Raw genomic sequence first — 23,560 nt, forward strand, 5'->3', positions numbered from 1 at the left:
TGGCGTTAGCATAGATAGCAATAAAATAACCCTTGGAACAAGGGAGTTAGCTCGGCTGTCTTAGGACGAATTCGTTAGCTATCAAAAGTAACGACTAACCGAGAAGCCCCCCACTTCAAACAGTCCGTTAGGACGTTAAGTGGCGGGTAGTTCACTATTTTTTCTTTATTTTCTGGTTGTAAACGCTTCTATTTCGTGTTACCATCTTAATCAAACAATAGATGGTCATAAAAATGAAAGTATTTCTTTCCCTTAGAAACATATAAACGTACGGTAATCTCAAGAAAATAAGGCCAAAGGAATATTTGATACAGTAAGATAATTTCACTATTACAAATAATGAGATGTTCTGTTTCACCTTTTTACATTATCTAAAAAAAGAACTTGTAGGAATTCTTACAAGTTCTTTTTTTGTTTTCTTTATTCTCTTCTTATTTACATACGCAAGATTTATATATTTGGTGTTGATACATACTATATGTATCCGATAAAATAATTTGCAAATTAATACGTAATTAATCCGTTTTAAGAAAAGGAAATTTCATAAATCTTCAATCACAGTTTCTAAGTTCACCTGATAGAACGTATAAAGACTCATATCATCTTTTGATAATTTTTGGATACTTTATTCTAAGTATATTCGACACGAATTGATTATTTTTTATGAATTTTCTTGAAAAATATTGTAATATCACTCCATTTTTTCTTCTATTTTGTTATGATGTTTATAATTAAATTGGATTAGGATTTTTTTAGAAAATGGGGGCGTATATTATGAGTGTCTCAGTAAAAGGAAATGAGCAATTAACCTCTCTATTGAACGACTGGTATCGATCTATGCTATCTCAGCAAGTTATAAAAGCTACTAATCTAAAAAAGAAAATTGATGAAAAAATTAATAAGTTAAGCATTGAACCGGATCAAGAGCATCAGGATCAAAATTTGTTACTATACTATTCACTACTCGAATTTCGTTACAAGGTCTTAACAGATAGCCTTGGTATTCAACAAAATAGTTTTGATACTATTAGCGATTATGATATGCCTACAGATCAATTTCTACAATTCTATTATCATTTTTTCAAATCCATTCATTCCACTTTTATATCAAATTATACTGAGGCAGAGGAACATTATAAACTAGCAGAAAAAATATTGGTAGCTATACCAGATGAAATTGAACATGCTGAATTTTACTATAGAATTGCTACTTTCTATCACCATACCTATAACAATCTCGCTTCTATCGAATACGCAAATAAATCGAGAGCAATCTTTTCAAAGTACGAAGGTTATGAAGTAAAAACAGCCTTTTGTAATAGTTTGCTAGGTGGTTGCTGCATCTATTTAAAACAGTACGAACAAGCAGAAGAATATCTACATTGTGCAATTGATTTACTACAAAAAAATAGGGAAGAAGACTCCTTGTTATACGTAAAAAATACTATGGGGTGGCTGTATTCTGATCAAAGTATGTCTACTTTAGCTATTCGTCACCTTTCAGAAGTAACAGAGAAAATCCCTACACACTTCAAGGCCATCTTCCTACAAGCTAAGGAACATTATAAGTTAGGAGAACAATCAATGGCCGGCCAACTCATTGATAAGGGACTACAGATTTGCAGAGAAATTCATAACGAAGAATACACACACCACTTCTCTATTTTAAAAAAATTAAACGAAAATATTCCATTGGAAGAATTAGAAAAAATCATTCAAGAAGGAATCTTATACTTTGAGGAAGAAGAATTATGGGAATATGTTGTCGAATACGCCGAATTATTTGCCACAAAATGTAGACAATTAGAGAACCACCAAAAAGTAAGTGACTATTTCCATATTTGTTATCAAGCAAGACAAAAATCAATCGCAAAAGGAGTGTTAAAATAATGAAAAAAATTAGCTTATTATTATCAGGCATTGCTTTTATTGGGGTATTAACGGTGGGAATTTTTCAGTTTTCTAAAACAGATCAACTTGCTACTCATGGGCATTATCCTGCTCCTTCATATAGTGTTGGCGATTATGGTGGTGCACCACCACAAATTTAATGTAAATGTATTTAAAAGCCCTCCAAATGGAGGGTTTTTAAATGGCTTATCTGCCTGTTCAATACGCATAGAGAGTACATATTATACTTATTTACTATGTTATAAGATTTTTCATTTCCACTCTGTAACAAGATTCTAGCATTCTCTCCTAGAATCTCAACTTAAATCTTAAATCCACCAATTAACTCTTGAAGTTCTTCCGCCATCTGTGCTAATTGTATTGCTGAAGAATTTATCTCTTCCATAGAAGCATGTTGTTCCTCAGATGAACCAGCTATCGTTTGCATACTTGAAGAATTTTCTTTTACAGCCATAGCTATTTGATCAATCGATGTATCAACTTTCATTGCATCAGTTGTCATTTTATTTGATAGTTCTACCATACCCTGCACTTTTGATACAATATCATTTGCAGATTTTGAAATCTCATAAAAACTTTGTTTTGTATCATTCGCAACCTTAATTCCCGACTGTACTTCTACGCCTACTTCATTCATAGCTTTTACAGTCTCATGTACGTCTGCTTGTATTTCCTTAATTAAACTTCCAATTTCCATTGAAGATTCGGATGATTGCTCCGCCAACTTTCTAACTTCATCAGCAACAATTGCAAACCCTCTCCCCTGTTCCCCAGCTCTAGCTGCTTCAATCGCTGCATTTAATGCTAATAAATTTGTTTGTTCCGCAATATTTTGAATCGCTTCTAATATACTGCCAATTTGCTGTGATTTCTTATCTAATAATTTTATGACATTATCGGATTGAGAAACAGAGTGATGGATAGACTGCATTTGTGTTACAGTTTGTTCTACTAATTGTTCACCTTCATTGGCTTTTTGTTTAGTGTATATGGATGAAGCCGATACTTCAGAAGCATTCTCAGCTACGTATTGAATATTTCGTGTTACCTCACCAATTAATTCAGCTCCAGACTCAACTTCATTATTTTGAACCTCTGCACTGTTCGAGATTTCTTCCATCTCTTTTGTAATTTGTTCTGTCGCAACACTTGCTTGCTCTACACTAGCAGTTAGTTCCTCAGAAGACGCAGCTACATGTCCTGCAGATGTGTTAATTTGAGAAATAATATTACGTAACGACTCTGCCATTGTATTGAAACTACCACCTAATTGACCAAGTTCATCCTTTGAACGAATATCTATTTTCTCGGTTAAATCTCCTTGACTAATTCTTTGAGCTGAAATGACTAATTGTCTTAGTGGAGTAATAATAGATCTAAGTATGAATAGAATTACAATTTTACCTAACAATAATGAAGCACCTATTATAGTGAGCGTTTTATAAAAAATAGGATTGGTAGCTTCTTCAATTTCTTTCGTAAGCATTACGCCAGCTATTTTCCAACCTGTTTTTTTATTTGTCTTAAAGCTTATGTTTCGATCTTCACCATTGAGGCTATAAGTAATTACTCCATCTTCTGTCTTGTACAATTCATCCACTAAAGTTTTATCTAATTTCTCTCCAGGTTTTAGTGATGGATGAACAACTATAGTTTTATCTTGACTAACTATAGATACAAATCCTTGCTTCCCAATTTTTATCATTTTGGATGTTTTTACGATATCTTTAATATTCAAATCTACGCCAATGACACCACTTTTATCTGCATTCTGCTTTGCAATTGCAATTACCATATTTCCTGTAGACCTTGATTTATATGGAGATGAAACAATAATCTCTCCATCTGCTTTTACTGCATCCTTATACCAACTGCTTTCTAGCGGATTAAACCCTTCTGGTATTTTTCCAACAGGTGCATGAATAAATTGATTGTTACTGGATGCCGTATAAATCGTTTCTATCTCTGGATGTAACTGTATATATTGATCAAATTTATTCTGTACATTTTGCGATTGTTCAGGATTATAATCCCCTTGTGTGAGTATCTTTGCAAAATGAGTGATATCTGTATGCTTATTTTCTAATTCATCATCAACAATCTTATCTAAAATACTTATATTATCTTTTGCTGATTGTAGAATTGTTTCATTAAGATCTTTTTTTGCTTTATTATAAGATGATACTCCTACGATAAGGCTTGGTATAATTAATATTGCTATAAATGCCATAGACAACTTCGTTTTAAGCTTTATTTGCCCCAATCTTTCTTTTATATTAAACACTAGCTACTTCTCCTTTTCATTTTTACTACTTATATAGTTTATTTAAATTTTTCTCCTTTACTTTTCCACATTCATTTATGGTACCATTCGAAATGAAACCACAATTACATCCCATTATCCATACTTTATAATTTATAGATTTAATTTTCACAGACAGAGTTTTATCTGTCCTCCTTTCGAATATGTTATTTTTCTAGATTCAGCAATTATTAGACTACGAATTATTCCAAATAAACTTGATGCAACATATACTTCATTTAAAAAATAATTATTGGATTTGTTTGGATAAAAATCTAGTTTAGCGCTAATCCAATCGGATGAAATTCTTACCATAATACATTCACTAAACATAAATAAGTAATTTTTTTCTTTTAATACTTATATTTAACTGCCTTTTAACCATTCTAACTGTATTATTTCATCGTTTTATCTATTTATTAAAACCACTTTTGTATTATTGAATCACTAAACTATAAATTCTAAATAGGAGAATAAAATAAATTAGAAAATTACATTGTAACACATATATATAAGTTGTTAATATTAAAATTTAAAACTTTACTATTTTTCATATGCAATATTACATGCGAAAAGCCATAATTTTTTTGTTATACTATGCATGTGGATTTTTCATCCAAAATCCACCAAAACGCATATTTATATATATATGCCACCCTAATTGATGAAAGTGAGAAGAGTGTTTATCATTTTTCTCACTTTTTTATTTAGGCTCTGTTAATATTGATTATTGATAAAAAGTATTAAATAAGGGAAGACACCTTAGAGTTGGTGCTTCCCTTATTTGTTGATTATTCAAATCTAAAATAGGTATTTTCTAAACCTATTCTTTGCTTTAATGTTCTGCCCAAAGCATAATTATTTGGTAATTCTTTTTCAATGACACAAATAATATAACCTGCTTTTCCTGTTGTTAAATTAGTTAGTTGTAAGTAGTTAGTGTTGTCGTAGATATAAGAAATAATATATTCATAGAAATTATTTTCTTTATCTTCTCTATTCATACCAACATTGTACAACCTAACTCTTGCTCCTACCCAAATTTCCTCATCATCATCAACATTACTTAAAGGCATCCATTTCGAGTTATCCAATATTTCACCCTTTTCTTAATTCATTCGTTTATACACGAATGTTGCTAGACACAAACTATCATAAGCATCCGTCATTTCATTGATTAGACGACCACCGACAGAAAAAAAAGACTCAACATAGCTTTTTACCCATTGAAACACTTGCTCTTTTAGTTATTTTTACATTTTGAATCTACGAAAATGAATTCCCTTATAAAAACTCTAACAGAGAATCTTCCTTCCAAATTTCACCTAGGGAATTATTTGTTTTCCAAAAAACCTACCAACATCTTTATCAACTCATTTTAGAATATTTAAACAATAATTCCATATACATTACCTGCATAAATTATTCATTTTCTTTTATATAAGACCTACCTTTTTACTTTTAATAGATTATTAGACATTGGATTATTATACATAAATCCCAAAAACATGCGGTATTTTGTAGAATTTTGTCTATCAATATGTATGTACACCCTTTTGTAGTGGATATAGACTGTGAGGTGTAAGGAGATACCTTACAAAATAATAAAAAGGAGATTATAGAATGAGTAGATTAACAAAATTCTCAAAGTTAGTATTTGCAACTTTAATCGCGGGAAGTAGTCTAAGCACCTTTGTTTCGTCACACAGTGTACAAGCTGACACCTTAGATCCTAATTACCAAGACAATGTAAAATTCATACCACCTTCTAGTGCTAGGCCAAAATTGGAACAAAAAAACACTATTGTTCCAGAAGCAAAAGTTGTTAAAAACCATTATGTAAAGTACTCTAAAGCACATTTCCAAACTAAAGAAAGTATACCAAAAGAGATTTATTATTCTTCAGAAGGCTTTAAGGGCTATATACAGGCAAGTACCGTTTGGGATATGGGAGATCATTTCGCAACACTATATTCCGGAACCGTTATTCGATGTTAGACTTTTAATCCATTCTCCCCTAATGCTTAAAATGATTAATAACTCACTGCCAATACTGTAATATCTATTGTTCATAAAATAAACCACAAAATCTTTCGATTTCATGGTTTATCAAATATAAAGATAATGCTAAACGAATACTCTAACATTACCTTCCCCAAAGTTAATTATAGAGTATTTTCAAAAAAAAGACACTCTTGTAGTGTCTTTTTTATAGTATTTTAAAAAGAATTCCACCTACTAACACCTTTTTGTTGCGCCTATTCGTTTATTTCAATATGATACTTTTCCATCTCGTATATGCAATAGACAATGATAGCTAAACTCCAACTGACACTATAATAATTATGTGTGTAGAAGTCATAGCCCGCTTCAATACCTTTCTCTATAACAACTAATGTAAATCCTAAAGCCACCCATCTGTTAATTTTCATCTTTATAAACGTTAAAGAGATAATTATTAAAAATAAAATATTTGTAAGATGATTTATCATTAGCTCATATTTTTGAATGTATACTGCCATTATACAAGCAACGATATTAGTCGCAATGCCGAAGGCAATCACCGCTCCCCAAACCCTGTCCAAAAGTCCCACTCCTGAGTCAGTCCCTTCCTAAACAAATATCCCTTTCTTTAATTCGTTCCTACACCCTATTCAAGATATGCTAAATTATCCTTGTCTGATGAATATCTATTTATCTTTTCATATAGAGCAAACAAAATTTCTACTCATAATTTTTTCTTTATTAGACAAACTATGTCTAAGCCGTTTGAACTAACGGCTTCACTCTTCTGGTAATGGGATAGCACAATTTATTGAATTGACTAACTCATTCAACCCACTGGCACTGGCAGGCAACAAAATAGTTGTCTGCCATTTTCATGTATACTTTTTCTAATTTCATTTCAAACCAAGTGTGTGCTGTACTGATTTCAAAAGGACAGAATTTCATTTTTTAAAATGTAAAAAAGATAAGGTCCTGTCTACTTTTGGTATAGGACTTTTTCTTTTCACACATACTATTTTTGAACCTGTTTACCAATACGTGTCCTAATGGTATCTTAAATTCCTCCTAAAAAGGGCTGCAGATACGACTGCATGCCCTTTTATTTACGTTGCTTCTCTATATTGAATAAAATAATCAAAAACTAAAAATGTAATATTACATATTTTTTCTGTTCAGATTATGTTAGGATTTACTTCGTAGTCGAATTATGGTTTCGTATCTAATTCAGCAATATGTGAACTGTTTACCTAAAGAAAAGACACCCAAAAGGTGTCTTTTCTTCTTTTAATCTAAAAAACATTTTTTCTTTTCAGTAAGATCCAATTATCCCTCTAACCTAAACCTCATAATTAAAGGCAATTTAATCATGGTACTCAAGAGTTTTCATCCATTTCAATATACCTATAGCTTAATTTAAAATCACATTTCCAGCACTATATTTGCTTTCCTACAGATTTTCTGTCTTGTTCTTAATTCTGTCAAAATCCTCATGTAGCTATACAAAGAATATATGCTACTATGATATTAAGAAACTATGCGTTCCCTTAACCCTGTATCCGGCCCTGTATTTATTACAGGGTCTTTGTTTATTTTATTTACTTTTATTGGCTTATAAGGGTTAATACACAACCAATTTCAATTAAAACCGTTTAAATGTTAGTTAGGATTTGAAAAAATATATCTATTAACTTTTTTAACAAATGTAATCTAATATTAAATTTCTAAATCTATACTGTACTATACACCAGTTAACACTATATAAATAGTATTAACTATCTTAATTGAATATTAGTAATAGTAAGTATAAACATTATCAATTTACTACATCTTACATTTATGTAAAAATAAATACATGTTAAGCTTTTTCAAAATCTTTCCCCTAATAAAGATTTGAAGTAGCATTTCATGATTCTCCTTACTGTTAATATGCCTTGAAAAAGAACCCTATAGGGTTCTTTTTCTTCTCATTATAACCTCAGTAAGTCCTTATTTAACATGCAAAAAGGACTGCTAATTATTTGCAGCCCTTTTACACGTTAATATACACTTATATTCCATGCTTAAAACTTTATTGTATTAGGTATTTATACCAACTAAACATGCCATTATCATTTAGATATATAACACTTCAAAGTTTAGAAGTATACAATAACAAATCTTTCCCAGCTTCCAGCTACATAACTAGTAGCTGTTAATTCTCTACCACCATTTGCTGATATATATCTACCATTACTTAGTGCTTGTAATACATATATCCTATTGTCTCCACCATTATATAAAATAAACTTTTCCCATGCACCAATTGATGTACGATCTGCTACTACTCTACCATTTGGCTCAAACGAAACATACTTCCCATTACTTTTAGCTTTTAAAGCGTACGTATATAATTCCCCAGTCGGAATTAATTCGAATTTCTCCCATTCATTAACTGCATTACGATTTGCTATTATATTTCCCGAAGGCTCAGCCGAAACATATTGTAAATTTTCTGCCTGTATAGCAACTGTCCAACTTCCATTAAATAAATTCACGCCTTTTAGTGAACCTGCTTTTGATAGATTGGCTGCCGATACATCATTCGATGGTGTAATCATCAATATCATTAAAACCATCGGCAACATCATTAAAACTAACTTTTTTGAGATTGTATTACCACTTGCACGTGTTATGAACCTCTTCATTCCCATTCCTCCCTTAATATACATAGAACTCATATACATCATACCAAATATGTAAAATATTGTAATACCAAAGAGAGTTTATCAATAAATACCTTACTATTCTGTTTCTTTTTTCTCAAATCTATAGCACTTAAACATGTATCAATTCTCAAGCACATTTTTTTAATTTCCCCCCCTGATAAACAAATGTAGCAGTTGATAGCAACGAGAGTATATACAAAAGAGAGAGTATTTTCATTTCACTTTTCTTTAAATAAAAGCCAAATAGCCGTTCATTATGAACGACTATTTGCATCTAACGAATAATTAGAAGGTTCTCCATGTTAATCTATTTTGTTTAATCCCGTTGAAGTAACTTGATAGGTTCTTTTTTTGCCTATATATTCTTGTTTATTATTCTCAAGGTTAATAAGTGTAGCGCGTGTCTTTTCCTTTACTGCTTCCCCTTCTATATGGGTAAACTCAATGTAATCTCCCGCTTTTACCGGCACCATTTGAATTTCAGCAGTTTGTTGTCTGTTTCCCACTATTTCCTTATTATACACAACACTACCGGTTGAATTCTTTACTGTAATACTTGCATACGTATTATTAAAGTAAGAATGTGGTACGCCTGCTTCTAAATTCACCTGCATTTTCTCTGTTTTCCTATTATAATCAACTTTTGCGATTTCTCTATCGCTATATCCTTTTAAAGACCACCCAAAATGATTTCCATCTAAAACCGTTGTTTCTGGCATTTTTTCTATTTTCTTCAAGCCTTCCTTTGTAACTTCGTACATGGCTTTTTTTCCAAAGCTCTCTTGTTTACTATTATCTACATTTGTGAGAGTAGCTCTATGCACACCTTCTAGATGTGTTAACTCAATATAATCTCCTACTTTGACTGAAACTTTTTGCGATTCAGCATTTTGTTGTTTATTTCCATAAATGTCTTTATTGTATACTACTTTCCCTGTTGCATTTTGTACTTTAATACTCGCATACGTTTCATTAAAATAATGATGCGGTACGCCTGCTTTTAAGTCGATTTGCATTTCTTCTGTCAACTTATTAAAATTAACTTTTGCAAACTCGAAATCACTAATTCCTTTTAGTGACCATGCAAATTGATTTCCATCTAAAATTGTTGCTTCGGGCATTTTTTCTGCTTTCTTCAGACCTTCCTTTGTAACTTGGTATATTGCTTTTTTTCCAAAGCTCTCTTGTTTACTATTATCTACATTTGTAAGAGTAGCTCTATGTACACCTTCTAGATGTGTTAACTCTATATAATCGCCTACTTTGACTGGAACTTTTTGCGATTCAGCATTTTGTTGTTTGTTTCCATAAATGTCTTTATTGTATACTACTTTTCCTGTTGCACTTTGTACTTTAATACTCGCATACGTTTCATTAAAATAATGATGCGGTACGCCTGCTTTTAAGTCGATTTGCATTTCTTCCGTTAACTTATTGAAATTAATTTTTGCAAACTCGAAATCACTAATTCCTTTTAGTGACCATGCAAACTGGTTTCCTTCTAAAATACTAGAAGAATTCGGTATATCTGAATTAAAACCTAAGTTATCTAATATAGATTTTAGATCAGGTAAAACACCTATTCTATCATTCCACGGATCTTGAGATTTTGTTCCTGTATTCGGATTACTTAAGATATTTCTTAATTCGGCTGGTGTATAAGGAGAACCTCGATGTTCTTTAGCAATACTTTGAATCGAAGTTGCTGCTCCAGCAATAATTGGTGAAGCACTTGATGTTCCACTAAATGTTGATGTATATAAATTTGTAGTATTTTGACTTGGATTTGCTGATGTTGTATCAACATTTTCTCCCCATCCATATACATCTAATCGACTTCCATAATTTGAAAACCATAAACGTTTATGCGGAACAGTTGATGATCCCGCCCCTACCATAATAGCACCTGAATCCTTGAAGTCTGGACTATTTCGATTTAAGATCTTTTTTCCATTACGATCTTTAAAATTATCTAAGTCGTTTGAACCATTTGCGCCAGCTTCTATAATAATAATCCCTTTATCTGCACCAACACGAATTGCATCAAAAATATCTGGATGTACTTCTACAGGTAAATATTTATCCCCATACCCATCATACGAAGCTTGTGCCTCTAATAAAAGAATATCTCCCGCTTGTAAATTATGTACAGCACTTAAAATAGCATCCGCTGTATTATAAATTCCATTATCCCTAATCTGGGATATTACTTTTACATTTGCTTTTGGTGCAATTCCAATATTTCCAATTTGATTATCTTCAGATGAAACAATTCCTAATACAGAAGTACCATGAGCTCTATGCTGGCTTATATTTTGTCCCGACATAAGCTTAATATTTTTATTGACTAAATCCTCATGGTTCAATAACCATCCATATTCCATATCCACAAAAGTTGTATCCTTTCCATCACCACCTTTAATGCTCCAAGCATGCGAGGCATTAATTCCCTTTGGTGCCGCTTCAAGATATCCTTGATTTTTAAATCTAGGATCATCGTACGGATTAACAGATAAATTTGGTAACTGTATTTCAGGAGGGGTCAAAATTTGTTTTTCTTGTATATAAGCCTCCTCTACGAGAGGAGATGTTTCAAATTTTTTCAGTAATAATTCTATTTCTATGTTATTAGGAGCTTGTACAATATAATAATTTAATAAATTATTAGCTGATTCATTAGTAACTGATTTAGATTGTACTGATAACTTTTCAATCTCTATCGGATTTACAGATGAGAACAGACGATTCAAAGTAAGTTCTGTATTTTCGGAAAATAACTGTTTTAAATTGTTATCATAATCCCCATTTTTTATTCGTTTCTCAATACCATCTTCATAAGGTAAGTCAATTTGATTTTTAAACTTTACAATTAATCTTTCTTCCTGTGAATCTCTTTCTTTGTATGTGACATTATTAGATTCAGCGTAAACTTTATTATGAATACTATCATTTTGTAGAATTAGATCTGTTCCTACAAATGTAGTCATTGCAATTGATGAAATTATAAACCCTTTGAATCTGTTCATACTATACCCGCCAATCTATTTTCTGCTGAAAATTTTTTAATACGTATAATAGTTAAGATTTTTATATAATATATAAATTAATAATTTAGGTTTTGTAATGAAATCTATGACTTTATTACTAATCCCATAGAGGTAACCTGATATATTTTTTTCTTCCCTATATATTCCTGTTTACTATTCTCAAGATTAGTAAGTGTGGCGCGTGTCTTTTCCTTTTGTGCTTCTCCCTCTATATGAGTAAACTCAATACAATCCCCTACTTTGACTGGTACAGTTTGGCTCTCAGCAGCTTGTTGTCTATTTCCTATAATTTCTTTATTGTACAAAATATTACCGGATGAATTCTGGACTTTAATGCTTGCATACGTATCAGTAAAATAGGAATGTGGTATACCCGCTTCTAATTTAATCTGCATTTTTTCTGTTGTTTTGTTATAGTCTACTTTTGCAATTTCTCTATCACTATATCCTTTTAGAGACCAAGTAAATTGATTTCCATCTAAAACTGTTGTTTCTGGCATTTTTTCTACTTTCTTCAGGCCTTCTTTTGTAACTTGATATCTTGCTGTTTTTCCAATGGTTTCATTTTTGTTATTTTCAAGGTTAGTTAAAGTTGCTCGCGTTTTTTCCTTTGTTGCTTCTCCTTCTATATGGGTAAATTCAATGTAATCCCCTACCTTGACGGGCACAGGTTGACTTTCAGCATTTTGTTGTTTATTTCCCACGATCTCTTTATTGTACAGAACGTTACCAGAAGAATTCTGGACCTTAATACTCGCATACGTACTAGCAAAATAGGAATGTGGTACACCTGCTTCTAGTTTTACCTTCATCTCTTCTACCGTTTTATCATAATCTACTTCTGCAATTTCTCTATCACTATATCCTTTTAATGACCATGCAAACTTGTTTCCTTCTAAAATTGTTGCTTCTGGCATTTTTTCTACTTTCTTCAGGCCTTCCTTTGTAACTTCGTATATGGCTTTTTTTCCAAAGCTCTCTTGTTTACTATTATCTACATTTGTAAGAGTAGCTCTATGTACACCTTCTAGATGTGTTAACTCTATATAATTGCCTACTTTAACTGGAACTTTTTGCGATTCTGCATTTTGCTGTTTGTTTCCATAAATCTCTTTGTTATAGACCACTTTACCTGATGTGTTTTGCACTTTAATACTTGCATATGTACTATCAAAGTAGTCATGTGGTACACCTGCTTTTAGATCAATTTGCATTTCTTCTGTTGATTTATTTAAAGTTACTTTCGCAAATTCAAAATCTCCTATACCCTTCAGCGACCATGCAAATTTATCCCCTTCTAAAATGTTTAGAGATTCATTTTTGATTTGCACCTTTTTTTCCACGGTTTGATCAAATATATCCGTTAATACAATTTTTGCATAAGCATTTGTTGGTAATGATGTAGATTGATTGATTCCATTTTGATAAGATTTAATGTCATCAATTACGCTAATAGGTTGGCCCGTCATATTTTCATTATTATAAATTTCAATTTTCCCCTTAAATTGAGGTGTACTACTATCTTTTAGTTTCCAAGATACATTTAATTTTTCATTTTCATAATATATAGATTGGATATCAAAATCTAGTTTTCCTATTTCAGGTTGAGTAGGTTGATTTAGCGTGAATATTTTTCCTGATCCAATAGTAGACTGCGTATTACCTCCTGCTTTGACCCATACATATTCTGAAGTAGATCCTCCATCATATTGATAAGTATTATCATGCGTTCCAGAAATACTTTGATTATTCCAAGAACTCCATTGTTTATCAACTAATTTTCGGCTATAACCATTTTTCAGGCGCGCTTCTCGAACATTCTGTCCACTATCAGCCCAGTCTTCTTGAAACATTCCTAATCCATGATTAAATGCAACATTGGCTACCGGAAAGTCCATAATTGCAATTTGATGCCATTTATTCTTTGTTACATCTTTCATCCATTGTCCAAATTTAGTATGACCATTTTCTTGCCATGAACGCATTGTCATTGTGTACCAATTGTAGTCTTTCCAACCATAAGTTGTTTGAACCTTCATTCCTGTTCCTTCTCCTCCAAAGGGTCCAGCTTGCGAATTCGGAGATAAGTATTCGGCCTTTATTGCTTCTTTAGAGGAAATTGGATCCCATAAGGCAAAATGTAAAGTACGTCTTCCATTTTCATCAAACCCACTTTGTTGTTGAAAACCAGCATATCCTCCAGCTTCACCACCTGCATTCCAGTTGTGTACAGCCCAGTACGTATAAGGTGGAGTCTGAACTGGTGACCAGTCTATACTAATAATATCTGAGGCAGGTATATTTTGGGGACTCACATAAACTGCTGGAGCAGCTGAATGTGTTGCAGCTTTAGTGTGCAAAATAGACGTTCCAAACATAGAAAACATGCTACATGCTGCGGTAATTATAATAACTTTATTAAATCTTTGCTTTGTTTTCTGACTAATCACTAATCTACATCCTTTTCTAATTTTTATTATTGAATACTAACGTAGTAGAGAAATCTATCAAAATTCAAACAACATCCAGTAATTCTTTAAAATACTGGATGTTGTTCTATCTTTACATCTGATTCTTACATATTAATTGATTGTAATTGCTTTCCATAACGATAGTGCAAATATCCAATTCGGGTCACCATTTCCTTGATGATTTTGAACAGCTTCATACACTGTCCCTTGATGTTCTACTTTATCGCCCTTTGTATATGCCTTCTTTGGATCCCATTTTTCATAAGATACATTTTGATCTTTGGTTTTTACAAGAAGAATTTCACTTTGGATTGATGTATTCCCAGCTGCATCTACAGCCTTCACTGCATATTTATATTCCTTATTAACTGTTAAGTTTTGATCAGTAAACGTCGTTCCTTGTACTGTTTGAATCAATTGTCCATCGCGTAATACCTGATATTCTTTTACACCTACATTATCTGTAGAAGGATTCCATTTTAGCTCTACACTGTTAGAAGTAAGGTTGCTTGCATATAATCCTTGTGGCTGTGTTGGAGCTTCTGTGTCCGGTTTCGGATTAACAATTTGATTTACTTTCTTCAGACCTTCCTTTGTAACTTCGTACATGGCTTTTTTTCCAAAGCTCTCTTGTTTACTATTATCTACATTTGTGAGAGTAGCTCTATGCACACCTTCTAGATGTGTTAACTCAATATAATCTCCTACTTTGACTGAAACTTTTTGCGATTCAGCATTTTGTTGTTTATTTCCATAAATGTCTTTATTGTATACTACTTTCCCTGTTGCATTTTGTACTTTAATACTCGCATATGTTTCATTAAAATAATGATGCGGTACGCCTGCTTTTAAGTCTACTTGCATTTCTTCTGTCGATTTATTGAAATTAATTTTAGCAAACTCGAAATCACTAATTCCTTTTAGTGACCATGCAAACTGGTTTCCTTCTAAAATATTATTTACATTAGGCATATCTGGTTTAATTGGATTAGAATCCGTACCCTTCCAAATCTCTGCTGTTAAAATTGGATATCCTAATGCAGCTACTTTTTGAATGGTATCGTTATTTGGACGTAATCCCCACTTCTCAAAGAAAGGAATCAAATTTTGTTTGGCTACTTTTGATGCTGAAATCATAAATAATTGTTTTTTATTTTCATCAGTTTGTGGAAGTTCACTTGAAGGCATGTCTCTATACAATTGATGCAATTTAGGATAGAAATCCTCTCCATACGCTAACTGTAGTTGCCAAAGCATAACAAGCTTTACAAAAACATCGCTAATTTCATCATAATTTTTATTCACTTGTTCTAGATATTGAAATGCTTTTGGATAAATTCCACTTTTCTCTAAGTTGGATGGTTGATTAAATGCTTTTTCTACAGAAAGGCTGTATATATTATTTTGTACTTCTGTCATATTATAAAACTTCCAGGGCGATTGTTGTCTCAAATGTCCTGCCTCATGCCAAGGGCCCCAGCCATCTGTTATAAATTTATTAATATCTAACACGTATTGGATTGCATCTCCTACATATGCTGTTCGATAAGAAGTTGCATACATATAATAATCAGGAGAATGATTTTCTTCTACGTAATGAACATAATGTTTATCTACTTGTTCTTCAGATAATCCAGCTACTTTGTCTTGAATTCGAGTAGCTTCATCCATCTTTTTTAAGAGTTGTACAGGATCTGTATTAGAACCCAACAAATATTTCTTAACACGTGTAGGGCTGGCCGTAATTAATACACGTTCGCCTTTTAACTCCACTGCATGTGCATTAGGATATTGGTCCAGCATGTTTATTAAATCTTGTTTCGTATGCTTTCCTAGTTCAAAGAAAGGCGTAGTCGTTCCACCTGTTGTGATTGTTGTTCGAATGGTACCACCTTGTTGTTTATTATAAAAATAAATCAGCCCCCCATTTGGAGATTGGATTGTGTTTATACCAGGTTTTAATGTAAATGATTTTATCTTAGAATCTTCTCTCCAAGAAGCATCATACGAATACGTTCCAATATATACCTGAATATCTTGATTACCTTCTACATTAATCGTAATTTGTTCATTTGGCTTTGCATATAAACCAGTTGGTTCATATGGACTAAATGCCATATTTTTTCTTTCCTGTTGTTTTAGTGTCTCAACATCCCCTTTTCCTGGGACCGTAAATACTCTATTTTCTGATTTAACTGACTTTTCACTTTGCAGTGATGTCGATAAATTTTTTTGCTGTTCCTTTTGCTCCGCAAAGACATCTGATGAAGAAATCATTCCAGTCGCAAGCATAGTTACTGTAGCAGTGGCCGCAAGTATTTTTCTAGTTTTATGTTTTGAATTATTCCCCATATTATCTCCCTCATTTTTCCTTAGTACTCTTAAGTTTTTTGTTTTCTTCTCCATGTTTTTACAATCTAAGCTATTCATACTATTTAAGTTGTTTCTATTACTCTATATTTTTTCATAAATATCTCCTTTTCTTTATGTATTATTGTATATAAATGTTATTTGATGACACATTAAATAACAACTTTACGATAAACTCATCGATAACAGCCTATTATGTTTTGATTCTGTATTCTAAACTTCCATCCAATTAGAGAAATATATCCAATTGGGGAAATAAGTAAATAAATTACAACATTTAAAGGTTGGGATCTCACGAAAAATTCATAAAACTTATTTACTTTAAAGGTTCAAACAATTGTGACCACATTTGTTTGAACCTCCACAATTTTTTCTAAGCTATTCTCTAAAAATCTTATTTTTCGTTGTAAATAAACCTGATTGGTACTCTTTATGCAAAAGAAAAGATGGAACCTTTAATTCAACTCCACCTTTTTTCGAAATAAAAAGCATCTAATTCTATTTGAATTAGATGCTTACATTTAGTCCTTAAGCCTAATATTCTAACCTATTTCCGCGTTTGTAAATCTTTTTTTATTACATCCCAGAGTGAATTATCTTGACGCATCGGTTTACCCTCTTCATCCCATTTTATTTTTTCTGTTCCCAATTCATAATTCATCCCTGTCCATGTGTCTTCACGGAATGCATAGAATGATTTATGCCATCCTTTTTGGTTAAAGATAGAAATAAGATCTTGTATATATTGGGTAGCACCTGGAACAGTACGGTTAATTCCAAACTCCTCTGCAATAATTCGATTAGATGGTACATGATTTTTCTTAGACCATTGTTGAATTGGCTTCAAAAACTTCTCTAATCCCTGCTTATTCCACATTACAGGTTTCTCTAAGTCTCCTACTTTTACTAATCCTGGATATTGATATTCTTTATTTTTCTTTTCACCTTGACTCGTTAATTCATATGGTTCATACATATGAAATGCGTAAAGCGTTTTTTTATCCTTTACTGGCTTTAAGTATTTAAAGGCCCATGGAGTAGCATATAAACCTGAATCTAAAATAACCGGTGTTTCTTGGTCTACTTCACGAATGGAATTGATTACCTTTTGATAAAATCTGTTTAAATCCGCTGTCGTTCCCTCCACTTTTGCATACCATTTCTCGTAATCTTCCGTCCAAAAATCATTATATCTATTATTTTTAGCTGTTTCAGGATGTGGTTCATTTATAACATTATAACCATCAATCGCGGGATGATCTTTTAATTTCAAAGCAAGATCCTTCCAAATTTGACTTACTTGTTCTTGATACTTCTCCTCTTCCCATATTCTGTCGTCATTCTTGTTATTATTAAATTGGCGCCATCGATCACCAGGTAAGGATAACATTGTAAGAACAACTTTCATTCCTTGTGATTGTGCGGCATCTACATCCGCCTTTAATTTTTCTAAATCCTCCTTTACTACTCCCTGATAGTTATCTGCATTACCTATCAGTAAATCCTTTCCAGAAGTATCTGGTTTATCTTCAAATAGAAAATCTTTATCTTTTGCCCATTTTGTAATATGAAGCATAAGTTTGTCGGAACGGCAAGTTTATGCTTCTTTTTGTTTGCGGCAAACTTATGCTTCCAAGATTTGAAGAGTATTTTTAAAGTCGTCTTTAAGTGTTTAAAAGAAGATGTGATGTTTTGAATGTATACTTTTTTGGATGTTTATTCGAAATACGAAGAAATGTTATAAACACAGTGATTGAAATAAATTTATCAATATAGATATACACTTCATTTAAAAAACTTTGCAACAGAACTGGATAGACAATTAGTCATTAAAAATACAAAAATCTATTATTAGGAAATATTGCTGCAGGCCAGAACAGCTCCCCCATCACTAGGCCTATATAAAAAAACCGAAGTCATTGCTCAGACTTCGGTTTTTCAGCTGTACCTACCTCCACCTTTTTATCTCTTAACAAAACTTTACAACAGAACACTATATTTCCTATTAATTTAGTTAATCCAAACGAGCAAGCCGAAATGATTTTTTGAAGTATGCATACTCATTTTCTAATTAGATTAATATAAAGGGAATAGAAACGTTATAATATTTTTTAGTTTGGAAGAGCGTAAAATTTCACTTTAAATGTACCGTTAGAAGTATATCCACTAGGAGGGCCTGCGATATACAAATTCTTTCTATCATCTCCTGAAGGAATCGTTAGAATAGAACCATCTCTAACATTTGACCAAATTACAGGGTCTGTACCTGATTTATCTCTTGCGATTTTAAATGACAAAGAGGTAGCACCTGCTCCTTCTAAAACAACTCGTACTTTGGTACCTGCCGCGAGATGTTCAAGTGAAAAATTATTACTTGATCTACTGGTTTGACCAGGCTGTGCCTTATAGAGTGACTCCACTACTCTTGTTAAAGTCCCTGTTACATTAGACAATTGGAATGTTTGATTAGTACCACCATGGAAATTATATACTGTAACATTTGTTCCATTTGCAGTACCATAACCACTTACATCTAACACTTTGTTTTGATCCTTCTTATTCCTTACATAATAATATCCATTTCCTGCTTCTGTTGGTATCCAATATTGCTCTTCCTTATTTTGATTAGATGTAGCAACTACATTATTAGAACCATTAAGATCATTCCAAGCTAATACTAAATTTTGATTTGCTATATTTTTAATTTGGTATGCTGATTTATTTGAATCATATACTAGCTTCCATTTTTGATTATTAGCGTTGCCATTTTGCCACAATTGAACATTTCCATCTGCTTGATTTAAGTCAACGACACTACTATTATTTAAAATAGAAACTATTTGATAAGTACCACCATCTTCCAGTTCCGGTGCATAAGGGTCAAAGTTAATGGGTGGCTTTGCGTTAGCAAGGGCTTTTTCAAATCTTCCATCTTTGATCTCAAGTGTTGCATCTCCAAAGTTCGTAGTCATTAGTTTTTCTCGAATAGCTGAGCTTGGATAGCCATTCCAACCAACCATTGGTAGTTGGAGCCACTGGTGATAATAGTTTTCTGGCGGCTCGTCATTGCTATTAGCCAGGCGAAAAGCATGTGTCAAGCCGCCGTCCTTATGGTATACAATTTTCGGGTGGTTTCCATCGAATCTAACGTTTGAGCGAGGGTTAGTGTACCAATTACCATGTGCTGAATAAGTTACATATTGAACCTGACCATCTTGAACCCAAACTATTGTGTGTTCCCAGTCATGTCGATGTCCAAGCGCAGCAGGGCCCGAAGTTTGTTGATCTTTCTCAAAGTAACTCGCATACATAATGGCAGTCCAACCATTATTTGATTTGGCCCGAGAATAAGTGTTTGAATTTTCCAGTCGGTTAACATCTCTACAGACACTTTCCGGGGAACCGCCCAAACTTAGGCCAGGGTTAGTCGTGCCATCTGGAGAAATTGCTGCAGTCGCATAACACCCATCTGTGTCGTAGTCATACACAGGAGCATAATCTAACTCTATCTTTGAAGCATTTTGTGGAAGTGCCTTGATTACATCCGCATATGCTTTTGAGGTAGAAAGAAAACTTTTATCAAATTGTCCACCTAAGTTGAATGTAAATGTACTCAATACTATAAACGCGGTCATTACTATTTTTGATATTAATTTCATGTTCCCCCTCCTAGTTATATAAATAAAATCATTACTAAAAACAATTTTTAAGAGTAGCGTAGATTATAATTTCCAGCTTTGATACTCCTTTCAACACATAAATATAGTATTTTGGAGAATATAGCCCTTAACATAAATCGTAAAGGTCAACCTGTGTCTAAACGTAAAAATCCTAAAAATGAAAAAACGAGCTGAATTCCCATAAATATTTCAAAGTATCTAGTCGATATGGATATGGCGGTTCATTTCTAAAATTATTTTCATGTGTCAATAGTAGAAATATATTTTTTATTATGGTTACTTTTCAACTAGTACAATATCATCAAGATTGACATCAAAGCTGAACGCAGCAAGATGATAAATGTAGAATTCACTTGAATTAATAGAATTTGGAGTAGTAAATTCGACCGATTTTTGCTCATACTGTGAGGAATTGAATCCCAAACTAGCTGTGCCTCTTCCATTAACATCTACTGATACCCATACTTCTGAACTAGGAGTATTTACTTTTCCAGATGCGGACAGTATGTAGGTAGTATTAGGTTTCAAAGTTATGGATCCAAACAATGCTGAACCAGATGATGCGTTTACATGAAGCCCTTTAGAATTATTTACTCCTGCATTCTCTTCAATATTGTATTTTATATTACCAAATGGTTTAAGAGGTTCTAAACTTGAATTGTGATCAAAATCCATATTTAAAACATAAGATTTCTCATTTGCCTTTAACTGTACATTATCAAACTTAGCCCTTCCATTTGCTGTGGAAGCAAGTTTAACAGCAAAGTTTGACACATCCTCACCTGTTTTAAACTTCATCTCATAATGTTCCGGCTTAAATCCTGTATACTGCTTCTTTGTTAATGGAACTATTTCTTGAGTGGCATTCAGATTACCGACTGTTACTTCTGCTGGAGAACCTATACTTCCCGCTATATCAAATGATAATGTATATTCTGTATTCGGCTTTACAGTAACAAGCTGATAGGCTGTGTCTGTATGCATTAATTTCAGATAATGATTGCCTGGTTCAGAATTTCCAATATTCTTGGTAGAAGAATTAGGATTAGATAAAATCCAGTTATTTAGCCCATCCTCAAAACCTCCATTCCTAACTTGTTCATTTGCAGATGGACTATATGCTGATACAATACCTGAAAAACCTATACTGGTACTTAATACAATTGCTGTAGAAAATACTCCTATACCGATTTTTTTAAACAATTTCTTCATCTCCTTTGGTCAGGTTAAAATCTATTTTTTCATACTTTCTATATATATTTGGATAAACCTGCCAAAGAACAACTTTATTAATAAATGATTTATAGGTTATTTTCAATTGAAAGTTCTTCAACATATACAAGGACACCTTGCTCAAATTGAACGGGTAAAGAAAGCATATCAAGAGGGCAAAGTGAACTATTAACTAACTGAAGCGTCAGTTCCACTTGCTCGTTTATTAAGGTTATTCGTATCAATTTGACTAAACATTATTCCAAAGCTACATGAATAAAACACACGGCAAGCTTATGGGTTAATAATTAACTCACGGCCAATTTATGCTTCCAATTCCGTTAAATAATTAGATAATCACCTACAAAAATAAGTGTTTTCTGGCCAACTTATGCTTCCAATTGTGGAAAATTTATGGGTAAAGTGACACATTTATCAGGTGGTAAACGTACATATTCAATATTAGCTTCTTTTACACTTTTATAGTTTTCAGGTAATGACGTACTATTCATGAAATTAGTACCCGTTCTTTTCAAATCCCAAAAACTAATTTTTGAATCGCCCTTGTGGTATGTATCATCTCTTATATTCATTTCCTGAACTCCAAAACTCATTATGCCTAATAACGCAATAATTAGCAAAATTTTTTCATAACTTCCCCTTCTTTCTCTTTATATTTAACACACATAACATACCTTTGCTTTGTTACAGGAATATGAAAATCCCCCAAAAATCCCTTTTAAAATTATACAGTGGTAGTTCATTCATAAAAAATAAAGAGATAATTAGAACGTTGCTTCATTTTTAAAGAAACAAAAAAGGAATCCTTTACGGATTCCTTTTTGCCTTGCACTCTTTTTCAAATAGTGCATCTTTGCACCTAATTTCATTATATCTTATAATTCACATAAGATAAATAAGTTTAATTGATATTCACTTCAATATTTTCATAAAAAAAGATGTGAGTCTAGAAATTAATAATACTAGGTTCACTTACGAAAAATTTATATTCTGTCACCAACAATAAAACATCATAATTCCTTATAATTTTACGGATAAAATAGCATATTTTTAAAACTCATCCCTTGAACATTCTATTAGTTGTTCCATAGCAATCTTCCGCGCATGTTCCTCACTATCTACCAAAGTCAATCCTTGTGATATATAACTCCAAAATTCATATCCACAATCCTCCATCCATCTATACGCTTCTGTTGCATATAGACCATCTTTTCTTTTAATGATTTGAACCTTATAGTTTTTACTTGGAGAAAAAAACTCTTGTATAACCTGCTCCATTTATGCAATATCCCCCTAAAATAAAGGCTAGGCTTTTTCACCTAACCCTACTAATATATTTACCCGTTTTTAATCAATCTCATACGGATATCTTCGTCTGCACTATAAAGTTGTAACATATTTCAATCATAATTTTGCACCTGATATCTAAAACTCTCAGTTCTTTGAGTCTTATGACCATTCTCAGTTACGCTTGTTAATTTTGATGTTAATTGTAAAGAAGGTACGTCTAACTCGTATGTTCCTTTCATTAGACTATCTCTACTTGAGAAATCCCCATACTTATAAAAAGCAAATGTCATATCATCTTTTAAATCGAGTATTGTTTTGACTCCTTCTCCTAAATCAATACCATACTTACCTACAATAGACCTTTCATTTTTAACGAATTTCCCGAAAGAATTCTCCTTCCTCAAGCGTGTGAAGGGCGTAGCCCAACGGTAGGTGGGAGATGAATTTCGGTTTGGCGTAGCCAAAAGGTTTTCCTTTTTATTTTGCCTCTGATATAATCAGTCTTATAAATGATAAAGGCTGGTATATAAATGAAATTAGATAG

14 protein-coding genes and 3 pseudogenes are annotated in these 23,560 nt (G+C 32.4%); 3 read left to right on the top strand and 14 right to left on the bottom strand.

The annotated features are described in order from the left end of the window. The first annotated feature begins 774 nt into the window (after positions 1–774). A complete protein-coding gene (locus ACTFR3_RS29300) occupies positions 775–1,890 on the top strand; it encodes a Rap family tetratricopeptide repeat protein (RefSeq protein WP_025708925.1) in 1,116 nt (371 codons plus the stop codon). Then, the gene (locus ACTFR3_RS29305; RefSeq protein ID WP_000724107.1) at positions 1,890–2,051 is read left to right on the top strand and encodes a hypothetical protein; all 162 of its coding nucleotides are present in this window, start codon (positions 1,890–1,892) and stop codon (positions 2,049–2,051) included. Before ACTFR3_RS29300 ends, ACTFR3_RS29305 begins: the two co-directional genes overlap by 1 nt. A gap of 161 nt (positions 2,052–2,212) precedes the next feature. On the opposite strand, the gene ACTFR3_RS29310 is transcribed toward ACTFR3_RS29305, so the two are convergent. From ACTFR3_RS29310 to ACTFR3_RS29320, 3 genes and pseudogenes are all read right to left on the bottom strand, one after another. After that, on the bottom strand, positions 2,213–3,160 hold the full coding sequence (locus ACTFR3_RS29310) for a methyl-accepting chemotaxis protein (protein ID WP_425591575.1): 948 nt from the start codon (positions 3,158–3,160) through the stop codon (positions 2,213–2,215). Next, positions 3,155–4,141: pseudogene (locus ACTFR3_RS29315) on the bottom strand (HAMP domain-containing protein); the annotation flags it as partial. The pseudogene ACTFR3_RS29315 and the gene ACTFR3_RS29310, both read right to left, overlap by 6 nt. An 863-nt stretch (positions 4,142–5,004) precedes the next feature. After that, a complete protein-coding gene (locus tag ACTFR3_RS29320; RefSeq protein WP_002024558.1) occupies positions 5,005–5,289 on the bottom strand; it encodes a hypothetical protein in 285 nt (94 codons plus the stop codon). 547 nt (positions 5,290–5,836) lie between these two features. On the opposite strand from ACTFR3_RS29320, the gene ACTFR3_RS29325 reads away from it, so the two are divergent. After that, entirely contained in the window at positions 5,837–6,211 is a 375-nt protein-coding gene (locus ACTFR3_RS29325) for a hypothetical protein (RefSeq protein WP_000088960.1), read from the top strand. Between the two features lie 260 nt (positions 6,212–6,471). On the opposite strand, the gene ACTFR3_RS29330 is transcribed toward ACTFR3_RS29325, so the two are convergent. From ACTFR3_RS29330 to ACTFR3_RS29380, 11 genes and pseudogenes are all read right to left on the bottom strand, one after another. After that, positions 6,472–6,807: a hypothetical protein gene (locus tag ACTFR3_RS29330; RefSeq protein ID WP_440045123.1), complete on the bottom strand. Its 336-nt coding sequence runs from the start codon at positions 6,805–6,807 to the stop codon at positions 6,472–6,474. A gap of 1,548 nt (positions 6,808–8,355) precedes the next feature. Then, the gene (locus ACTFR3_RS29335; RefSeq protein ID WP_440045124.1) at positions 8,356–8,904 is read right to left on the bottom strand and encodes a fascin domain-containing protein; all 549 of its coding nucleotides are present in this window, start codon (positions 8,902–8,904) and stop codon (positions 8,356–8,358) included. Positions 8,905–9,227: 323 nt separating this feature from the next. Beyond that, entirely contained in the window at positions 9,228–11,951 is a 2,724-nt protein-coding gene (locus tag ACTFR3_RS29340) for a putative mucin/carbohydrate-binding domain-containing protein (RefSeq protein WP_440045125.1), read from the bottom strand. 104 nt (positions 11,952–12,055) lie between these two features. Then, a complete protein-coding gene (locus ACTFR3_RS29345) occupies positions 12,056–14,422 on the bottom strand; it encodes a putative mucin/carbohydrate-binding domain-containing protein (protein ID WP_440045126.1) in 2,367 nt (788 codons plus the stop codon). Positions 14,423–14,554: 132 nt separating this feature from the next. Further along, positions 14,555–16,795, bottom strand: coding sequence for a M60 family metallopeptidase (locus ACTFR3_RS29350; RefSeq protein ID WP_440045127.1), 2,241 nt, complete (start codon positions 16,793–16,795; stop codon positions 14,555–14,557). A 565-nt stretch (positions 16,796–17,360) separates the two neighbouring features. Beyond that, a pseudogene (locus tag ACTFR3_RS29355) lies at positions 17,361–18,374 on the bottom strand (glycoside hydrolase family 5 protein); the annotation flags it as partial. Positions 18,375–18,924: 550 nt separating this feature from the next. Then, on the bottom strand, positions 18,925–20,472 hold the full coding sequence (locus tag ACTFR3_RS29360) for an NPP1 family protein (protein ID WP_440045128.1): 1,548 nt from the start codon (positions 20,470–20,472) through the stop codon (positions 18,925–18,927). A 297-nt stretch (positions 20,473–20,769) separates the two neighbouring features. Continuing rightward, a complete protein-coding gene (locus ACTFR3_RS29365; protein WP_259591404.1) occupies positions 20,770–21,696 on the bottom strand; it encodes a carbohydrate binding domain-containing protein in 927 nt (308 codons plus the stop codon). A 440-nt stretch (positions 21,697–22,136) separates the two neighbouring features. Next, positions 22,137–22,393 (bottom strand): annotated as a pseudogene (locus ACTFR3_RS29370) (hypothetical protein); the annotation flags it as partial. Positions 22,394–22,776: 383 nt separating this feature from the next. Beyond that, entirely contained in the window at positions 22,777–23,004 is a 228-nt protein-coding gene (locus ACTFR3_RS29375; RefSeq protein ID WP_440045129.1) for a hypothetical protein, read from the bottom strand. Positions 23,005–23,126: 122 nt separating this feature from the next. Beyond that, positions 23,127–23,480 carry a DUF3994 domain-containing protein gene (locus ACTFR3_RS29380; RefSeq protein WP_440045130.1) on the bottom strand — a complete coding sequence of 118 codons (354 nt, stop codon included), beginning with the start codon at positions 23,478–23,480 and terminating at the stop codon, positions 23,127–23,129. Between the last annotated feature and the right edge of the window lie 80 nt (positions 23,481–23,560).

The sequence above is a fragment of the Bacillus cereus group sp. MYBK14-1 genome, assembly GCF_051916885.1.
GTDB classification, from domain to species: Bacteria; Bacillota; Bacilli; order Bacillales; family Bacillaceae_G; genus Bacillus_A; species Bacillus_A cereus.

Coding starts and splice junctions, on each gene's coding strand:
- ACTFR3_RS29310 (WP_425591575.1), bottom strand. CDS start 3,160: ATGGCAGAGTCGTTACGTAATATTATTTCTCAAATTAACACATCTGCA.
- ACTFR3_RS29320 (WP_002024558.1), bottom strand. CDS start 5,289: ATGCCTTTAAGTAATGTTGATGATGATGAGGAAATTTGGGTAGGAGCA.
- ACTFR3_RS29350 (WP_440045127.1), bottom strand. CDS start 16,795: ATGGGGAATAATTCAAAACATAAAACTAGAAAAATACTTGCGGCCACT.
- ACTFR3_RS29300 (WP_025708925.1), top strand. CDS start 775: ATGAGTGTCTCAGTAAAAGGAAATGAGCAATTAACCTCTCTATTGAAC.
- ACTFR3_RS29325 (WP_000088960.1), top strand. CDS start 5,837: ATGAGTAGATTAACAAAATTCTCAAAGTTAGTATTTGCAACTTTAATC.
- ACTFR3_RS29360 (WP_440045128.1), bottom strand. CDS start 20,472: ATGAAATTAATATCAAAAATAGTAATGACCGCGTTTATAGTATTGAGT.
- ACTFR3_RS29375 (WP_440045129.1), bottom strand. CDS start 23,004: ATGGAGCAGGTTATACAAGAGTTTTTTTCTCCAAGTAAAAACTATAAG.
- ACTFR3_RS29305 (WP_000724107.1), top strand. CDS start 1,890: ATGAAAAAAATTAGCTTATTATTATCAGGCATTGCTTTTATTGGGGTA.
- ACTFR3_RS29335 (WP_440045124.1), bottom strand. CDS start 8,904: ATGAAGAGGTTCATAACACGTGCAAGTGGTAATACAATCTCAAAAAAG.
- ACTFR3_RS29340 (WP_440045125.1), bottom strand. CDS start 11,951: ATGAACAGATTCAAAGGGTTTATAATTTCATCAATTGCAATGACTACA.